Annotated in this window: 19 protein-coding genes; 13 read left to right on the top strand and 6 right to left on the bottom strand. The window is 67.3% G+C overall.

What is annotated here, in order from left to right:
- Positions 1–113: 113 nt before the first annotated feature.
- The 7 genes from NM962_12050 (at position 114) to NM962_12020 (ending at position 7068) form a co-directional block, all read left to right on the top strand.
- Positions 114–1166: a PhoH family protein gene (locus NM962_12050; protein UVO10773.1), complete on the top strand. Its 1053-nt coding sequence runs from the start codon at positions 114–116 to the stop codon at positions 1164–1166.
- Positions 1163–1699 carry an rRNA maturation RNase YbeY gene (ybeY, locus tag NM962_12045; protein ID UVO10772.1) on the top strand — a complete coding sequence of 179 codons (537 nt, stop codon included), beginning with the start codon at positions 1163–1165 and terminating at the stop codon, positions 1697–1699. Before NM962_12050 ends, ybeY begins: the two co-directional genes overlap by 4 nt.
- Entirely contained in the window at positions 1696–2994 is a 1299-nt protein-coding gene (locus NM962_12040; GenBank protein ID UVO10771.1) for a hemolysin family protein, read from the top strand. Before ybeY ends, NM962_12040 begins: the two co-directional genes overlap by 4 nt.
- Before the next feature lie 90 nt (positions 2995–3084).
- A complete protein-coding gene (gene era / locus NM962_12035) occupies positions 3085–3993 on the top strand; it encodes a GTPase Era (protein ID UVO10770.1) in 909 nt (302 codons plus the stop codon).
- Between the two features lie 85 nt (positions 3994–4078).
- Positions 4079–4753, top strand: coding sequence for a DUF5642 family protein (locus tag NM962_12030; GenBank protein ID UVO10769.1), 675 nt, complete (start codon positions 4079–4081; stop codon positions 4751–4753).
- 3 nt (positions 4754–4756) lie between these two features.
- Complete coding sequence (locus NM962_12025; protein ID UVO10768.1) at positions 4757–5614, top strand: SDR family oxidoreductase; 858 nt, start codon at positions 4757–4759, stop codon at positions 5612–5614.
- Positions 5611–7068 carry an NAD(P)/FAD-dependent oxidoreductase gene (locus tag NM962_12020; GenBank protein UVO10767.1) on the top strand — a complete coding sequence of 486 codons (1458 nt, stop codon included), beginning with the start codon at positions 5611–5613 and terminating at the stop codon, positions 7066–7068. The genes NM962_12025 and NM962_12020 overlap by 4 nt, the downstream gene beginning before the upstream one ends.
- A gap of 26 nt (positions 7069–7094) precedes the next feature.
- On the opposite strand, the gene NM962_12015 is transcribed toward NM962_12020, so the two are convergent.
- From NM962_12015 to NM962_12005, 3 genes are all read right to left on the bottom strand, one after another.
- The gene (locus tag NM962_12015) at positions 7095–7961 is read right to left on the bottom strand and encodes a sulfurtransferase (GenBank protein ID UVO10766.1); all 867 of its coding nucleotides are present in this window, start codon (positions 7959–7961) and stop codon (positions 7095–7097) included.
- 14 nt (positions 7962–7975) lie between these two features.
- Positions 7976–8314 carry a hemophore-related protein gene (locus NM962_12010; GenBank protein ID UVO10765.1) on the bottom strand — a complete coding sequence of 113 codons (339 nt, stop codon included), beginning with the start codon at positions 8312–8314 and terminating at the stop codon, positions 7976–7978.
- Between the two features lie 122 nt (positions 8315–8436).
- The gene (locus NM962_12005) at positions 8437–9885 is read right to left on the bottom strand and encodes an amidase (GenBank protein ID UVO10764.1); all 1449 of its coding nucleotides are present in this window, start codon (positions 9883–9885) and stop codon (positions 8437–8439) included.
- A gap of 74 nt (positions 9886–9959) precedes the next feature.
- Here NM962_12005 and recO point away from each other — a divergent pair, with 74 nt between their 5' ends.
- The 5 genes from recO to NM962_11980 all read left to right on the top strand — a co-directional run bounded on the left by recO (position 9960) and on the right by NM962_11980 (position 14123).
- Complete coding sequence (recO, locus tag NM962_12000; protein ID UVO10763.1) at positions 9960–10763, top strand: DNA repair protein RecO; 804 nt, start codon at positions 9960–9962, stop codon at positions 10761–10763.
- A gap of 111 nt (positions 10764–10874) precedes the next feature.
- Positions 10875–11408 carry a hypothetical protein gene (locus NM962_11995; protein ID UVO10762.1) on the top strand — a complete coding sequence of 178 codons (534 nt, stop codon included), beginning with the start codon at positions 10875–10877 and terminating at the stop codon, positions 11406–11408.
- 135 nt (positions 11409–11543) lie between these two features.
- Complete coding sequence (locus tag NM962_11990; protein UVO10761.1) at positions 11544–12764, top strand: class I SAM-dependent methyltransferase; 1221 nt, start codon at positions 11544–11546, stop codon at positions 12762–12764.
- Between the two features lie 82 nt (positions 12765–12846).
- Entirely contained in the window at positions 12847–13734 is an 888-nt protein-coding gene (locus tag NM962_11985) for a decaprenyl diphosphate synthase (GenBank protein ID UVO10760.1), read from the top strand.
- Complete coding sequence (locus NM962_11980; GenBank protein UVO10759.1) at positions 13734–14123, top strand: hypothetical protein; 390 nt, start codon at positions 13734–13736, stop codon at positions 14121–14123. Before NM962_11985 ends, NM962_11980 begins: the two co-directional genes overlap by 1 nt.
- Positions 14124–14135: 12 nt before the next feature.
- Here the strand turns inward: NM962_11980 and NM962_11975 are convergent, their stop codons facing one another.
- Complete coding sequence (locus NM962_11975) at positions 14136–14528, bottom strand: transcriptional repressor (GenBank protein UVO10758.1); 393 nt, start codon at positions 14526–14528, stop codon at positions 14136–14138.
- The gene (locus NM962_11970) at positions 14525–14881 is read right to left on the bottom strand and encodes a metalloregulator ArsR/SmtB family transcription factor (GenBank protein ID UVO10757.1); all 357 of its coding nucleotides are present in this window, start codon (positions 14879–14881) and stop codon (positions 14525–14527) included. The genes NM962_11975 and NM962_11970 overlap by 4 nt, the downstream gene beginning before the upstream one ends.
- A 150-nt stretch (positions 14882–15031) precedes the next feature.
- Here NM962_11970 and NM962_11965 point away from each other — a divergent pair, with 150 nt between their 5' ends.
- Positions 15032–16426, top strand: coding sequence for a glycine--tRNA ligase (locus NM962_11965; GenBank protein UVO10756.1), 1395 nt, complete (start codon positions 15032–15034; stop codon positions 16424–16426).
- A gap of 6 nt (positions 16427–16432) precedes the next feature.
- Here NM962_11965 and NM962_11960 read toward each other — a convergent pair whose 3' ends face one another.
- The gene (locus tag NM962_11960) at positions 16433–17182 is read right to left on the bottom strand and encodes a hypothetical protein (GenBank protein ID UVO10755.1); all 750 of its coding nucleotides are present in this window, start codon (positions 17180–17182) and stop codon (positions 16433–16435) included.
- Positions 17183–17192 lie beyond the last annotated feature (10 nt).

The raw sequence follows: 17192 nt of genomic DNA, 5'->3' as shown, positions 1-17192 counted from the left end.
CCACCCCGTCTTGAACGAACCGCTCATCGGTGACGGTAGGCGGTAGACTCAAGCGTCGGACTCGTCGCCGTACCCACGGCCCAAACCCCCAGGAAGCAGGCATCGGAAACCCCGTGACGCCCCGCGATACCCCCGCTGCCGGGCCGGCCTCGCAGGTTCGCAGCAGCGTCGATGTTCCACCCGACCTGGTCGTGGGCCTGCTGGGTTCTGCAGATGAGAACCTGCGTGCCATCGAACGCCTGCTTGCTGCCGACCTGCATGTGCGCGGTAACGCCGTCACCATCTCCGGAGCGCCGGCCGATGTCGCCCTTGCCGAGCGCGTGCTCTCCGAGCTGGTGGCGATCGTGGCAGGCGGGCAGTCCCTGACGCCCGAAACGGTGCGGCACAGTGTCGGGATGCTGGTGGGTACCGGCAACGAGTCGCCCGCCGAAGTCCTCAGCCTGGATGTGCTGTCGCGGCGCGGCAAGACCATCCGGCCCAAGACGCTCAACCAGAAGCGCTACGTCGACGCCATCGACGCCCACACCATCGTGTTCGGCATCGGCCCGGCCGGTACCGGCAAGACGTATCTGGCGATGGCCAAGGCGGTCAAAGCGCTGCAGACCAAACAGGTCACCCGCATCATCCTGACCCGTCCGGCGGTGGAAGCCGGTGAGCGGCTGGGGTTTTTGCCCGGCACCCTGAGCGAGAAGATCGACCCTTATCTGCGCCCGCTGTACGACGCGCTACACGACATGATGGACCCGGAGCTGATTCCCAAGCTGATGAGTTCTGGTGTCATCGAGGTGGCGCCACTGGCCTACATGCGCGGCCGGACGCTCAACGACGCATTCATCATTCTCGACGAGGCGCAGAACACCACCGCCGAACAGATGAAGATGTTCCTCACCCGGCTGGGCTTCGGGGCCAAGATAGTGGTCACCGGTGACGTCACCCAGATCGACCTGCCCGGCGGGGCGAAGTCCGGGCTGCGGGCTGCGGTGGACATCCTCGACGACATCGACGACATCTACGTCGCCGAGCTCACCAGCGTCGACGTCGTCCGGCACCGGTTGGTGTCGGAGATCGTCGACGCATACTCACGCCACGAATCCGAACAGGTCCAGCCGGGGCTGGCCATGAACCGGGCGTCACGGCGCGCCTCGCAAGGCAGGTCACGTCGATGAGCATTGAGGTCTCCAACGAATCCGGCCTCGACGTCTCCGAAGTCGAGCTGATCAGCGTCGCCAAGTTCGTGCTGGCCAAAATGGACGTCAATCCCGGTGCCGAGCTCTCGATGGTGCTACTGGACACCGCCGCGATGGCCGACCTGCACATGCGCTGGATGGATCTGCCCGGGCCCACCGACGTCATGAGTTTCCCGATGGACGAATTGGAGCCCGGCGGCCGGCCGGACGCTCCCGAACCCGGTCCCTCGATGCTCGGCGACATCGCACTGTGCCCGGAGTTCGCCGCCGAACAGGCTGCGGCGGCCGGCCATTCGCTAGGCCAGGAACTGGCGCTGCTGACCGTGCACGGCGTGCTGCACCTGCTCGGCTACGACCACGCCGAGCCGGATGAAGAAAAAGAGATGTTCGCGTTGCAGCGCCGTCTGCTCGAGGAGTGGGTCTCCGACCAGGTGGAGACCTACCGGGCCGAGACCCAGAGCGAGAAAGACCGCCGGCTGCTGGACAAGTCCAGGTATTTCGACGAACCGTGACCGGAACACCGCTGCTCCTTGGCGTGATTGCGCTGATCGGTCTGGGCGGGTTGTTCGCGGCAATCGACGCCGCGGTCAGCACCGTCTCGCCGGCGCGGGTCGAGGAGCTGGTGCGAGCGAAGCGACCCGGTGCGGTCTGGCTGGTCAAGCTGATGGCCGAACGTCCGCGCTACATCAACCTGGTGGTGTTGTTGCGCATCACTTGCGAGGTCACCGCGACCGCGCTGCTGGTGTATCTGCTGAACGCCGTGCTCGGCTTGGACTGGGGATTGTTCGCCGCCGCGGCGGCCATGGTGGTGGTCAGCTTCGTGGTGATCGGGGTGGGACCGCGGACCCTGGGCCGGCAGAACGCCTATTCGATCGCGCTGGCCGCAGCGCTGCCGCTGCAAGTCCTGTCGGTGCTGCTCGCCCCGATCAGCCGCGTGCTGGTGGTGTTGGGGAACGCGCTGACCCCGGGGCGCGGCTTCCGCAACGGGCCGTTCGCCTCCGAAATCGAGCTGCGCGAAGTGGTCGACATGGCCCAGCAGCGTGGCGTGGTGGCGGCCGACGAACGCCGGATGATCCAGTCGGTCTTCGAACTCGCCGACACTCCGGCCCGTGAGGTGATGGTGCCGCGCACCGAGATGGTGTGGATCGAACGGGACAAGTCGGCAGGTCAAGCCACGTCTCTGGCGGTGCGCAGTGGGCATTCCCGCATCCCGGTAATCGGTGAGAACGTCGACGACATCCTCGGCGTCGTCTACCTGAAAGACCTTGTCCAACAAACCTATTATTCGACCAACGGGGGGCAGGACACCACGGTGGCGCAGGTGATGCGACCGGCGGTCTTCGTGCCCGACTCCAAGGCACTCAACGCGCTGCTGGAGGACATGCAGCGCAGCCGCTATCACATGGCTCTGCTGGTCGACGAATACGGCGCGATCGCCGGACTGGTCACCATCGAGGACGTCTTGGAGGAGATCGTCGGCGAGATCGCCGACGAGTACGACCAGGGCGAAGTTGCTCCCGTAGAGGAGCTGGACGGCAACAGATTTCGAGTCTCCGCGCGGCTGCCGATCGAAGACGTCGGGGAGCTCTACGGGGTGGAGTTCGACTCCGGCCTCGACGTCGACACGGTCGGCGGGCTGCTCGCGCTGGAGCTGGGCCGCGTTCCACTGCCCGGTGCCGAGGTAGTGTCACACGGCCTGCGCCTGCGGGCCGAGGGCAGCCGCGACAGTCGTGGGCGGGTGCGGATCAGCACGGTGTTGGTCAGCCCGGTCGAGCCCGCCGGTGAGGAGGCCGCAGTTGAGCAGTGACGCACCCGTCGTGCGCGTCTCGAACGTGCACACACGACGACAATTCACTCGAAATCTCGTGCTGAGAACACGTTCGGCGAAAGGCGGCTCGTGACTGGATCGGACTCCGGGTTCCATTCCGGCTTCGTATGTTTCGTCGGCCGGCCTAACACCGGCAAGTCGACTCTCACCAACGCCCTGGTGGGCGCGAAGGTAGCGATCACCTCCAACCGTCCGCAGACCACCCGGCACACCATCCGCGGCATCGTGCACCGCGACGACTTCCAGATCATCCTGGTTGACACTCCCGGCCTGCACCGTCCCCGGACGCTGCTGGGCAAGCGGCTCAACGAGTTGGTCAAAGACACCTATTCCGAGGTCGACGTCATCGGCCTGTGCATTCCCGCCGACGAGGCCATCGGGCCGGGGGACCGCTGGATCATCGAGCAGATTCGCGTCATCGCACCGCGAACCAAGCTGGTTGTCGTCGTCACCAAGATCGACAAGACCACCCGCGATAAGGTCGCCGCCCAGCTGGTGGCGGTCGGCGAGCTGGCGCCGGAAGCCGAGATCGTGCCGGTGTCGGCGGTCAGCGGCGAGCAGGTCGACGTGCTGATCAACGTGCTGGCCGCCGCGCTGCCCGTCGGGCCCGCCTTCTACCCCGACGGTGAACTGACCGACGAGCCCGAAGAGACCCTGATGGCTGAGTTCATCCGAGAAGCCGCCTTGGAGGGCGTGCGGGACGAACTGCCGCATTCACTGGCGGTGGTGATCGAGGAGGTGCGCCCGCGCGACGATCGCGAGGACCTGATCGAGATATACGCGCTGCTGTACGTAGAGCGCGACAGCCAGAAGGGGATCGTGATTGGCCGCGGCGGCGCCCGGCTGCGTGAGGTGGGTACGGCCGCGCGCACTCAGATCGAGAAGCTGTTGGGTACCAAGGTCTTTCTCGACCTGCGGGTCAAGGTGGCCAAGAACTGGCAGCGCGACCCCAAGCAGCTCGGGCGGCTGGGCTTCTAGAGCGGGGGCAGCGTGGCGCGTATCGCGTCCGAATCGGGGTGGCCACCGCCCGCGGCCGAGGAATCGGCATTGGTAGATTCCATGGATGCCCGTACGCAAGTCGTTGCTTGTCTCCTCGGTTGGCCTCATCGTGTGTGCGCAAGCACTGGCCGGTTGCGGGGGAAGTCAGAAGCCGGTCGACACCACCAAGTTGTTCAACGTCCAATCGACGTTCGGCTCGGACTTCAAGACCCAGACCAAGGGGCCGAATGACATCGACCCGAAGATCCTCGGGCCTCAGAAGATGCCGCCCGGCGTGACGTTCGATCCCGCCGACTGCGCCGATTACGCGGCCAACAGCGGACGGCCGCCGAAGGGCATCCGGGGCAAGATGTCGATGGTCTCGATCCTGGGCAACGGCAACCAGCTGGTCGCGATCGCTATGCAGTCCGACCAGGACCTGCCGTATGACGACAAGGACGCCGAGAAGTGCAAGCACGTCTCGTTCAATGCCGGCAAGCTCACCGGCTACCTCGACGAGGTGGACGCGCCGCAGATCGACCACGCTAAGACGACCGGTTCGCATTCCGAGATCGAGATCACCGGCAAGGACGGCCAGCAGCAGTCTCGCGAGTCCTACACCTTCACCGCCTACCTGGGCAGCGCACTGGTGCAGGTCACGGCCAATCCGCAGCCGGTCCGCGGCCAGCCGCCGACGATGGTCGACGCCGATCGGGCGCGCCAGCTGCTGGTCGACGCGGTATCGGCGCTGCGCGACTAGTCCATGCCGTCGAAGCGGTCGGTCGTCGACGCCCGAGTGCTGATCACCGGCGGCGCCCGCGGGATCGGGGCGGCCACCGCGCAGCTGCTCGCCGCCCGCGGCGCCCGCGTGTGGATCGGTGACGTCGACGAGGACACCTGCCTGCAGACCGCCGCCGAACTCGGCGTCTGCGGTGGCCGGCTCGACGTAACCAGTGCGGCGTCCTGGCAGGATCTGCTGGCGCGGATTGAGGCGTCTGACGGCCCACTGGACATCCTGGTCAACAACGCCGGGGTCATGCCGCTCGGAGCTTTCGAAGCCGAGACCGAACAGGTCAGGGATCTGATCCTGGACGTCAATATCCGCGGTGTGCTCAACGGCATGCAGGCAGTGCTGCCGGGTATGGCCCGGCGCGGCCGGGGCCACGTCGTCAACGTCGCCTCGATGGCCGGCATGATTCCGGTGCCGGGCATGGTCACCTACAACGCCAGCAAATTCGCGGCGCTGGGGGCGTCGCTATCCGCGCGACGCGAGTACGCCGGCACCGGTGTCGCAGTCTCGGCGGTGCTGCCTTCGGCGGTGCGGACCGAGCTGACCTCCGGCGCCCCGCTGGGCGGAGGCATGCCCACGGTCGATCCCGAAGATGTGGCTGCGGCGATCCTGGCGGTACTGCGATCCCGTGCCGCTCGCCGGTCGGTGCCCCGCTGGGTGGCTCCCGCGTGGTCGATGACCGCGTTTGTGCCCGAGCGGCTGCAGAGTCTGGCCCGGCGGCTGATCGACGACCGGCGGGCGTTGACGTCCATCGACACCGCAGCCCGCAGTGCCTACCTCGAGCGGGTGGACCGGCAGGCCCGCGCTCATCGTGGCGAGTCGGCCCCGTGACCGAGCGCGAGCCGCGCATTCTCATCATCGGTGCAGGCGTCGCGGGTATCACCACCGCCCACATTCTGCGGGAGCAGGGATTCAGCGATATCACCGTGCTGGAGAAGGGCTCCGACGTCGGCGGGGTCTGGTACTGGAATCACTACCCGGGTCTGCGATGCGACGTGCCCTCGCAGATCTACCAGTTCGGTTTCGCGCCCAAACCCGATTGGCGGCATGCCTGGGCCACCGGCGCGGCGATTCAGCGCTATCACCGCGACGTCGTCGAACAGCTAGGGCTGGCGGAGTTGATCCGGCTCGACACCGAGGTGACCGACGCCCAATGGGACGAGCGTCGGCATTGGGTTGTCACCACCGCTGCCGGTGAAGAGTTGGTCGCCGACTTCCTGATCTGCGCGACCGGCGTACTGCACCACCCGTTTATCCCCGAGATTCCCGGACTGACCGACTTCGCCGGGCCGGTGGTACACACCGCCCGTTGGGACGACGAGCTCGACACGGACGGAAAGCGAATCGCGGTGATCGGCACCGGTTCCACCGGTGTGCAGGTGGTCTCCGCCCTGCAGCCCGATGCCGCATCGATCGATCACTACGTGCGGTCGGCGCAGTGGATCCTGTGGGCGCCCATGTCGCTTCGGCAGGCGCCCGGCGTCGCCGCGGTACTGGCACGCTGGCCGAAGTTGCATCGCAGGCTCTACCGGCTGATGGCGTTCGGCGGATCCCGACTGCTGACCGACGTCACCACTCGTCCCACCTGGCGACGCCGGGCAGTGCAGGCCTACGCCCGGGCCTGCCTGCGAATCCAGGTGCGCGACAAAACGTTACGGGCCAAACTTCAACCAGACTATGAGCCGTTGTGCAAACGCCAGGTGGTATCGGGAAGCTACTACCGGGCCATCCGCGCCGATAACGCCGACCTGGTCACCGACGACATCGCCGAAGTCACCCCGAACGGTATTCGCACCGCCGACGGCACCCACCGCGACACCGACGTCATCGTGCTGGCGACCGGCTTCCACGCCCACAACTACATGCGCCCCATGCGGTTGCACGGCCGCGACGGGATCAGCATCGAGGACGCCTGGGCGAAGGGCCCGCGCGCCTACCAGATGACCGCGATTCCCGGATTCCCGAACCTGTTCACGGTGTTGGGGCCCAATTCGCCCACCGGGTCGATCTCGCTGCAGTACACCTCGGAGCTGACCGCGCGCTACATCGCGCAGTGGCTGGCGAAGTTCCGGACCGGCGAGCTGACCACCGTCGAGGTCACCGATCAGGCCACCACCCGGTTCAACGATGATGTCGCGATCGCGATGGGCCCGACAGTATGGAACACCGGCTGCAACTCTTGGTACCTCACCGAGGGCGGCAACGTGGATCTGTGGCCGTTCGACCGCGCGACGATGAAGGCGATGCTGGACAGCCCCGATCCGGCGGCCTTCCACCTCAGCTGACCCAGCCACCTCGGCTGAGGCGGTCCTCAGTCCTCGCCGCGTGCCACCGGTCGGGACGGATCCGCACTCCACTGCGACCACGACCCCGGGAACATGGCCGCGGAGCGGCCGCCGGCGGCCAATGCCGCGACGATCACCGTGGCACTGATCCCCGAACCGCAGTAGGCGCCCACTTCGTCGAAGGCGCCGACACCCCGGTCGGCCAGCAGCGCGGCGATCGCGTCGTCGGGCAGGAAAGTGCCGTCGGCGGCCAGCAGGGCGGTGAACGGCAGATTCTTCGCGCCCGGGATGTGACCGGCGACCGCATCGAGAGGTTCCGCTTCACCACGGAACCGATCGGGGCCGCGGGCGTCGAGCAGCGACATCGCACCGGTGCGAGCACGATGGCCGGCTTCGTCGGCGGTCAGCGTGGGCCGCAGACCCTCATAGAGGTCCTCGGGCAGCAGCGTGACGTTGCCCGGCTCGGGGGAGACCTCTCCGGTCTCCAACGCGCCGCCGGCCCTTGCCCAGGCCGGCAAGCCACCATCGAGAATGCGGACGTGTGCCACCCCGGAGGTGGTCAGCAACCACCACAGTCGTGCGGATGCGGCCCGATTCCAGTCGTCGTAGACAACTACCGGCCGATCACGCCGCACGCCCCATCGGCGGGCGGCGGCTTCCAGATTGCGGCCGGTCGGCAGCGGATGGCGGCCCCGGCCGGGCACGGCGTGGTCGGACAACTCGTCTTCGAGTGAGACGTACACCGCGCCCGGCAGGTGACCGTGCAGATATGCCTGATGCCCGTCCGGTGCTTCCAGACTCCAGCGAACGTCGAGGATGGTTACCGGATCACCGGACCGCAGGAGCTCGGTGAGCTCCGCGGCGGTGATCAGGACCTTGCTGCGCGGACCCACCGCGGGGATTCCGCTCAGTAGTTGTTGCAGGAGCCGGCGACCGAAGTGATGGTCCCGACGTATGCCTGAGCCTCCGGCATGGCCTGGACCATGGTGGCCAGCTGCTGGCGCTTGGCGGGCGGCGAGTTCAGGAACATCTGCACCATGCCCTGCGCTTGCGGGTTGGCGTCGAACTCGGCGGCTGCGGAGGGGTTCTCCGCGACCAGCGCCTGATGCACCTGCGAGTAGCTGCAGGTGGTGTTGATGATCGGGCCGAGGTCAGGGCTCGCGGATGCGAACCCAGCTCCGGCGGAGAGCGACAGAGCCAGACTGCCAGCTGCGACAGCGAACCTGGTCAACGACAGAGAGGCCATTTTGCGGACGCCTTTCACCAGTGCACCTTTACGGGGATATGAAGACCTAAGTCAAGACTGGCCAAGCTTAGCCGACCTCCGCGCAACCCGCTGAAGTCGCAGCTAGCGGCGCTCTGGGGTGCTTACGAGCTGTGGCCGGGCTCGGTACGCCACCACGGTGTGGGCTGCCGGGCCGCCCAGCCGTTGATGCCCTCCAGCTCCGCGGCCAGCGAGACCAACAGGCCGTCGCTGTTGGCCGGTCCCATCAACTGCACTCCGATCGGCAGCCCTTCGGCGGTGAACCCGGCCGGCACGCTGATCGACGGCCACCCCAGCAGGTTCCACGGCCAGGTCACCGGGCAGGCCGCGATCATGGTGCGGTCGGTCTCCCAGCTGCCCAGGTCGTCGAACGTGTTCACCAAGGGGGGCGGCTGGGCAGTGGTGGGCGCCAGCACCACGTCGACGATGCGGAAGATCGAGCCCACCCGACGCTGATCCTGCGTCTCGTGGGCGCGGGCCTTGCGCAGCACGGCCTGCGACAGCAGTCGGCCGGTACGCATGTTGGCATGCGTCCGTGGGTCGAGATTGACACCACCGCCGAGTCGGTTGGCGGCGGCCCACACTCCGGCGGTGGACCGGGACAGGAAATTCCACGACAGTCGCAGCCCATAGTCGGGGTTCCCCGGGACCACGGTGTGTCCGAGCAGCCGCAGCTGCTCGGCGGTGCGGTCCAGCGCGGCCTTGATCTCCGGATCCAGCCGTGCCGGGAACCCGGTGTAGGGGAACTGGGTCGACAGCGCGATACGCAGTTGTCCCGGTGCGGTCCGCACATGGTCAGAGACCTTCATCGGCGGCGGTTTGTGCAGGTCCCCTTCGGCGTTGCCGGAGACTGCGTCCAACACCAGCGCGGCGTCCTCGACGGTGCGCGCCAGAACTCCGTTGACGGTGAGCCCGTTGAACGCCTCCGCCAGCGGCCAGGTGGAGATGCGGCCACGCTGGGGTTTGATACCGACCAGATGTGTCCACGCGGCGGGGATGCGCACACTACCGGCTCCATCGGATCCGATGGCCGCGGCGACCAGACCCGCGGCCACCGCGGCGGCGCTGCCTCCCGACGACCCGCCTGGGGTGTGCCGGCGGGACCAGGGATTGCGGGTGTGGCCGAACCCGGGGCCGCTGGTGAACGGCCACTGACCCAACTCGCAGGTGTTGGTCTTGCCCACGATCACCGCGCCGGCGGCCCGCAGGCGGCGCACCATCTCGGCGTCGTGGCCGGCGGGCTCGACGTAGCCGGCGGCGCCGAACGAGGTGGCCACCCCCGCGATGTCGGTGTCGTCTTTGACCGCGATCGGGATGCCCAGCAGCGGGGCGCGGTGGCCCGCGGCTCGACGGCGGTCAGCTTCAGCGGCGCTGACCAGCGCCGACTCGGTGAACACCACCCGAAACGCGTTCAGCGTGGACTGGCTGGCGTCGATAGCGTGTAGCGCCCGACGCACCAGGTCGACAGAGGTCGCCTCGCCGCTGGCCAGCTGGTAGAGCTGCTCGGTGAGGGTGGGGAAGCGGGTGCCGGACGGCGCAGGCGGGTGGGTCATCGGTGATGAGAGTATCGGCGTGCCGTACCGGTGGGTGTCGTCGAAACACCGCCTCGCGATGCGAAACTGGTCCGATGCGGCTGTACCGGGACCGGGCGGTGGTGCTGCGCCAGCACAAGCTCGGCGAAGCCGACCGGATTGTCACTTTGCTCACCCGCGACCACGGGCTGGTCCGCGCGGTGGCCAAGGGGGTGCGTCGTACCCGCAGCAAGTTCGGTGCCCGGCTGGAGCCATTCGCCCACATCGACGTTCAGCTGCACCCCGGCCGCAATCTCGACATCGTCACCCAGGTGGTGTCGGTGGACGCGTTCGCCACCGACATCGTCAGCGACTATGGCCGCTACACCTGCGCCTGCGTGATCTTGGAGACCGCGGAACGCCTGGCCGGTGCCGAGCGAGCCCCGGCGACGGCGTTGCACCGGCTCACCGTCGGTGCGCTGCGCGCGGTGGCCGACGGTCGGCGACCGCGTGAACTGGTCCTGGACGCCTATTTGCTGCGTGCCATGTCGGTGGCCGGGTGGGCGCCAGCACTGACCGAGTGCGCTCGTTGCGCCACCCCCGGTCCGCACCGGGCGTTTCACGTCGCGGCCGGCGGCAGCGTCTGTGGGCACTGCCGCCCGGCTGGGTCGACCACCCCGCCGATGGGTGTGCTGGACCTGATGGCGGCATTGCACGACGGCGACTGGGAGGTCGCCGAGCTTTCCACGGCGGCGCATCGCAGCCATGCCAGCGGATTGGTGGCCGCGCATCTGCAGTGGCACCTGGAGCGACGGCTGCGGACACTGCCGTTGGTGGAGCGGGTTCAGCAGCGAGTGGCCGGGCGCGACGTCGGGGCCCAGTCAGAGGTTCAACCCCAGGCCACCGGCAGTGACGGCTGATCGACCGGCATCTACCTGGGGATTGTGTCCGTTTCGGTGGACTATGCGGGCGTCGGCTGTAGGCTAATGCGACTTCAACGATCCTTAGGTTCAATCAGGAAGGCAGGCCGAATGTTTCACGACACCGGGTGGGGGCGCTGGGCGCACAGGACGACACCGGGCTACGGAGCCGGTATCGGTGCGGCGGCCGGAGCGCTACTCGTCGTGGGAATGATCCCGGCCGTGGCTTCCTGCGCGCGGGCAGCCGAACCCGGTCCGGTTGCCGGGATCACGGCGCCGATGCCGTCGAACGGCCCCGGTGCTGACGGTGCCGATGGCGCTGACGGTGCCAACGGTGCCGACGGCGCCCCCGGTGCTGACGGCGCCCCCGGAGCCGGTGGCCTGGGCGGCCAGGGCGGTAAAGGTGGCCAGGGCGGCAAGGGTGGCAAGGGCGGTGCCGGAGGCCAAGGCGGTAAGGGCGGCGCAGGCGGCCAGGGCGGCCACGGTGGTCATGGTGGTGCCGGTGGCGCCGGCGGTGCCGGTGGCGCGGCAGGACCTGGCGGCCAGCCCGGCGAAGGTGGTGCCGGCGGCCTTGGTGGTGCGCCTGGACCGGGCGGAACGCCGGGTCAGCCCGGGCAGCCCGGCCAGCCGGGACGTGCCGGCTAAGCCAGCCGCAACCGAAGCATTCCGGTGCCTTGAGCGCTCCCTGCGGAGTCGCCTCCCGACGCGCCGGCATAAACAGCCCCCGCTAAAGTCTGATCCGATCCGGCGGGGGGCAATTCGACAAGGAGCCACAAAGAAGTGACCGAGAATCCACGTGCAGACGTCGTCTCCCGGCAGTACGAGCGTTGGACCTACCCGCCGCCCATCAGCGACCTGCAGGCTTGGTCGGCCGGAAACTGGGAGTGGTTCGACCCGAGCCACGCGCACCGGGTGCTGTGGCCGGATCGTGAGTACCGCCCTGACCTCGACATCCTGATCGCCGGTTGCGGCACCAACCAGGCCGCGGTCTTCGCCTACAACAACCCGCAGGCGCGGGTGGTGGCCGTCGACATCAGCGCGTCGTCGTTGGGGCATCAGCAGTACCTCAAGGACAAGCACGGGCTGTGGAACCTGGAGCTGCACCAGCTGCCGATCGAGGAGCTGTCCACGCTCGGCCGGGACTTCGACCTGGCGATTTCGACGGGCGTGCTGCACCACATGGCCGACCCGAAGGTGGGCATGAAGGCGATCGCGGACCGTCTGCGGCCCGACGGCGTCGCCGGCATCATGCTCTACGCGCGCTACGGCCGCATCGGCATCGAGATCCTGGAGACGGTTTTCCAGGACCTCGGGTTGGAGCAGAGCGACGAGTCGATTCAGACCGTCCGCCAGGCCATCCGCTTGCTGTCGCAGGACCACCCGGTCCAGCCGTACCTCAAGATCGCCGGCGACCTGGCCTCGGACTCGGGTCTGGTGGACACGTTCTTGCACGGTCGGGCGAAGAGCTACGACGTCGACGGCTGCATCGATCTGGCCAACTCGGCCGGCCTGGACTTCCAGGGCTGGCTGCTCAAGGCGCCGTACTACGCCCACGATGTGGCGGTGCCGTCGGCCGGCTTCTACGACAAGGTGAATGCCCTGCCGGAGGAGAAGATCTGGTCGGTGATGGAGCGCATCCACACCCTCAACGCGCGGCACTTCTTCATCGCCACTCGGCCCGAGCGGCCCAAGAGCAGCTACACGATCGACTTCTCGACGCCCGAGAGCCTCGACTACGTGCCGCTGTTCCGCTTCAAGTGCGGCCTCAACGGCAACGAGATCTTCCGTTCGGGCTGGCGTATGCCGCTGAACCCGGCGCAGCTGCCGTTCGTTCAGAGCATCGACGGTCGTCGCAGCATTCGCCAGATCGCCGCGGACCTGGCGCAGGCCGCCGGCCCCGCGCGCGGCAGTGCGGCGGACCTGGAGAAGTTCGGTCGCAAGCTGTTCCAGTCGCTGTGGCGCCTGGACTTCGTCGCGATCGATCTGAGTGCCGGTTCCTGATCGTCGGTATGGCCGGTAAGCCGCCGCGGCGACCGCATGGTCGCCGCGGGCGGCGCCGGCACGGTCGGGCAGGATAGGGCGCATGGTGTTGAATCGGGCCAATCGGAAGGCTGCCTTCCCACAACTGCCCGCGGCACCCGACGACTACCCGGTGTTCCCGGACAAGTCCACCTGGCCGGTGGTGTTCCCGCAGCTGCCGTCGCCGCCGGGTGGGGGGCCGTGTCGCCCCCCACAGCACACTTCCAAGGCCGTCGCCCCGCAGATCCCTGCTGATGCGCTGCCTAACCACGTTGCTGTCGTCATGGACGGCAACGGCCGCTGGGCGACCCAGCGGGGGTTGGGTCGCACCGAGGGACACAAGATGGGCGAGACGGTGCTCATCGACATCACCTGCGGTGCCATCGAACTCGGCATCAAATGGCTGACCGTGTACGCGTTCTCCACCGAGAACTGGAAGCGCTCCGCTGAAGAGGTCCGGTTCCTGATGGGCTTCAACCGCGAGGTGGTGCGCCGACGCCGGGAGAACCTCAACGCGATGGGCGTCCGGATGCGCTGGGTGGGTTCGCGGCCGAAGATGTGGCGCAGCGTGATCAAAGAATTCGAGATCGCCGAAGCCATGACCGTCGGCAACGATGTCATCACCATCAATTACTGCGTCAACTACGGTGGGCGCACTGAGATCGCCGAAGCCGCCCAGGCTATCGCCGAAGAGGCGGTGGCGGGCAAGCTGAACCCGAGCCGGATCAACGAGGCCACCATTGCGCGGCATCTGCACCGGCCCGACATGCCCGACGTGGACCTGCTGATCCGCACCTCCGGTGAGCAGCGGTCGTCGAACTTCATGCTGTGGCAGGCGGCCTACGCCGAGTACATCTTTCAAGAGAAGCTGTGGCCGGACTACGACCGCCGCGACCTGTGGGAGGCCTGCGAGCAGTACGCCTCGCGGCAGCGCAGGTTCGGAACGGCGTGATGACGGCCCTGGCCGACCGACTCGCCACGGTGCTCGCCGAGGTGCTGGCCGTTGACGCCGAGCCGGACGGTGCGCTTACCGTCCGCCACGACGGCACGCTGGCGTCGTTGCGGGTGGTGCCGATCGCGGAAGGTCTCGAGTTGGTGTCGCTCACCCAGATCTTGGGGTGGGATCTGCCGCTGACCGAGAAGCTGCGTAAGTGCGCCGCCGAGCAGGCGGCCCTCAGTCAGCTCGGGACCGTCACCCTGGTCGAGAAAGATGCCGAGTCCGCAGATGCGATGCTGCGCTATAACTTTCCCGGATCGGGCCTGACCGACGATGCGCTGCGCACGCTGGTCCTGTTGGTACTGGCCAAAGGCGTCGACATCCGGGACGTACTCAACGCCTGAGGCGTGCGGGGATCACTTCCGGCAGTCGGCGCAGGTGCCGAAGATCTCGATGGTGTGCCCGACGTCGGAGTAGTCGTGCTCGGCGGCGATGCGGGCCGCCCACTCCTCGACTTCGCGGTCGCCCACCTCGACGGTGGCCCCGCAGTCCCGACACACCAGGTGGTGGTGATGATGATCCGAGCAGCGCCGGTACACCGATTCACCGGTGTCGGATCGCAGCGTGTCGACCAGGCCAGCCGTGGCCATCGCCTGCAAGGTGCGATAGACGGTGGTCAGGCCGATGTTCTCACCGCGCTCACGCAGCGCGTCATGCAGCTCCTGGGCGGACCGGAAATCGTCGACGGTCTCCAGCAATGCCGAGATCGCCGCCCGCTGCCGGGTGGAGCGCACGCCGGGGGTGCTCAACGGTCCTCACCGGCATGGGCCACTGCGTCGATGGCGATGTGTGCCAAGTGATGATCGGCCAGCCGGTAGAGCACTTCGCGGCCGGAACGTTCCCCGGCGACCACCCCGGCGGCCTTGAGGATCTTCAGATGCTGACTGACCAGGGGCTGCGGGACTCCGAGCGCGTCGACGAGTTCGTGCACGCAGCGGTGCGACTCCTGCAGCTGCAGCACGATCGCGATGCGCACCGGAGCGGCCAGCGCGCGCAGCAATTCCCCAGCGGCGTCGAGGATCTCCCGCGGTGGTGTGGCGGGGAAGGCAGGGCCGGTGTGTCGATGGCCGTCGGCCACCAAATCAGACGCTGAGGAGGACACAGCACCACCTCCGCACGTGTTGGAAATCGTTTTCAGCTGGTCTCCACTGTTCCATGCGTGATGACGCATGTCAAAGAACGTGGGCGGTATCGATACGATGACTGATGTTTTGCGTGTCGGCGTTGCCGGCGCGGTCCCGTCAAGACAGGAGTGCACCCCCTCGTGGCGTCCATCATCGACACCGTTGCCAACCTGGCCAAGCGACGTGGCCTGGTCTTCCAGTCGGGCGAAATCTACGGCGGCACAAAGTCGGCGTGGGACTACGGCCCACTAGGGGTAGAGCTCAAGGAGAACATCAAGCGCCAGTGGTGGCGCTCCGTCGTCACGTCCCGCGACGACGTCGTCGGCTTGGACAGTGCGATCATCCTGCCGCGTCAGGTGTGGGTGGCCTCCGGTCACGTCGCGGTGTTCAACGACCCGCTGGTGGAGTGCCTCAACTGCCACAAGCGGCACCGGCAGGACCACATGCAGGAAGCGGTGGCACTCAAAAAGGGTGGCAACCCCGATGACGTGCCGATGAGCGAGATTGCCTGCCCGGACTGCGGTACCAAGGGCGAGTGGACCGAGCCTCGTGACTTCAACATGATGCTCAAGACCTACCTGGGCCCGATCGAGTCCGAAGAGGGTCTGCACTACCTGCGCCCCGAGACGGCACAGGGCATCTTCGTCAACTTCGCCAACGTGGTGACCACGGCACGTCGCAAGCCGCCGTTCGGAATCGGCCAGATCGGCAAAAGCTTCCGCAACGAGATCACCCCCGGCAACTTCATCTTCCGGACCCGCGAGTTTGAGCAGATGGAGATGGAGTTCTTCGTCGAGCCCTCCACGGCCAAGGAGTGGCACCAGTACTGGATCGACACGCGCCTGCAGTGGTACGTCGACCTCGGTATCAAGCGTGAGAACCTGCGTCTCTACGAACACCCGCTCGAGAAGCTGTCGCACTACTCCGCCGGCACCACCGACATCGAATACAAGTTCGGCTTCGCCGGCAACCCGTGGGGTGAGCTGGAAGGTATCGCCAACCGCACCAACTTCGATCTGACCACGCACTCGGAGCATTCCGGTGTGGACCTGTCGTTCTACGACCAGGCATCCGACACCCGCTACGTGCCGTACGTGATCGAACCGGCAGCCGGCCTGACCCGCTCGCTGATGGCGTTCCTGGTCGACTCGTACCACGAGGACGAGGCCCCCAATGCCAAGGGCGGGGTGGACAAGCGCACCGTCCTGCGGCTCGACCCGCGGCTCGCGCCGGTCAAGGCCGCCGTGCTGCCGCTGAGCCGCAACGCCGACCTGTCGCCGAAGGCGCGGGACCTGGCGGCCGAGCTGCGCAAGTCCTGGAACGTGGAGTTCGACGACGCCGGGGCCGTCGGCCGGCGCTACCGGCGCCAGGACGAGATCGGCACCCCGTTCTGCATCACGGTCGACTTCGACTCGCTCGAGGACCATGCCGTCACGGTGCGTGAGCGCGACACAATGTCTCAGGAGCGGGTGGCCATCGACGCGGTCTCTGACTACCTGGCCGTGCGCCTCAAGGGCTGCTGATCGAGGTCAGTCCCCGGCGATTTCGGGGGCAGGCGGCCGGACGGGCTTGAACCAGTCGATTCGGGCGCGCCAGGACAGCACCGATGCGCAGATGAACGCGGCGGTGCTCACGCCTGCGCAGATCCAGGTGGGTAGCGTGACCGCGCTGCCGAGGAGCACGCTGGTCAACTGCGCGATGATCGCCGCGACTTTGAAGACGACCCACACTAGGTAGTACTGCGCGGAAGTCTTCGAGCGCGGATCGCTGCGCAGGGCCAGCAGTATCCGGCCGGTGAACCCGAACAGATGCAGCGCCAACGCTGCGACCAGCGTCCAATAGGCGGTGAACCACGGGCCTCGGGGCGCAAAGACATCCAGGTACTCGGGACGCCCTCGATCGGCGACGCAGAACACGACGACCATCAGCGGCAGAACGAGTTTCAGCGGCGCCGTGACGTGGCGACGTCCCAGCAACCGGGCTTGGTCCTCGTTGGTCAACCGCGTCGCCAGATGGTCGAACATGGCCGCTACCGCGGCGAACATGCAGAGCACGGCGAGCAGGCCCGCGACGTTCCAGAACCCGGACACGAAATGGACGAGCGGGTCGAAATGTCTGGGCCCCAACGGGGACATGAGCAGTCCCGCGCATCCGATCAGTACCAGGATGCGCGAGGGATTGGTGTCCCAGCGCGAACCCCAGGAGTGGCGGCGGACCCACAGCGCATACCCGCAGGCCACTAAGGCCGCCGCCAAGACGACATCAACAAGTCCGAACATGGTTTACCCG

Origin of the sequence: Mycobacterium sp. SVM_VP21 (assembly GCA_024758765.1) — a bacterium.
GTDB classification, from domain to species: domain Bacteria; phylum Actinomycetota; class Actinomycetes; order Mycobacteriales; family Mycobacteriaceae; genus Mycobacterium; species Mycobacterium heraklionense_C.
Note: the sequence above shows the minus strand (reverse complement) of the source record. Positions and strands in the feature narration are given on the sequence as shown.

Bases quoted from the DNA above. Each gene is read 5' to 3' on its own strand.
- NM962_11995 (UVO10762.1), top strand. From the start codon at position 10,875: ATGTTTCACGACACCGGGTGGGGGCGCTGGGCGCACAGGACGACACCG.
- NM962_11985 (UVO10760.1), top strand. From the start codon at position 12,847: ATGGTGTTGAATCGGGCCAATCGGAAGGCTGCCTTCCCACAACTGCCC.
- NM962_12030 (UVO10769.1), top strand. From the start codon at position 4,079: ATGCCCGTACGCAAGTCGTTGCTTGTCTCCTCGGTTGGCCTCATCGTG.
- recO (UVO10763.1), top strand. From the start codon at position 9,960: ATGCGGCTGTACCGGGACCGGGCGGTGGTGCTGCGCCAGCACAAGCTC.
- NM962_11960 (UVO10755.1), bottom strand. From the start codon at position 17,182: ATGTTCGGACTTGTTGATGTCGTCTTGGCGGCGGCCTTAGTGGCCTGC.
- ybeY (UVO10772.1), top strand. From the start codon at position 1,163: ATGAGCATTGAGGTCTCCAACGAATCCGGCCTCGACGTCTCCGAAGTC.
- NM962_11980 (UVO10759.1), top strand. From the start codon at position 13,734: ATGACGGCCCTGGCCGACCGACTCGCCACGGTGCTCGCCGAGGTGCTG.
- NM962_12010 (UVO10765.1), bottom strand. From the start codon at position 8,314: ATGGCCTCTCTGTCGTTGACCAGGTTCGCTGTCGCAGCTGGCAGTCTG.
- NM962_12005 (UVO10764.1), bottom strand. From the start codon at position 9,885: ATGACCCACCCGCCTGCGCCGTCCGGCACCCGCTTCCCCACCCTCACC.
- NM962_12025 (UVO10768.1), top strand. From the start codon at position 4,757: ATGCCGTCGAAGCGGTCGGTCGTCGACGCCCGAGTGCTGATCACCGGC.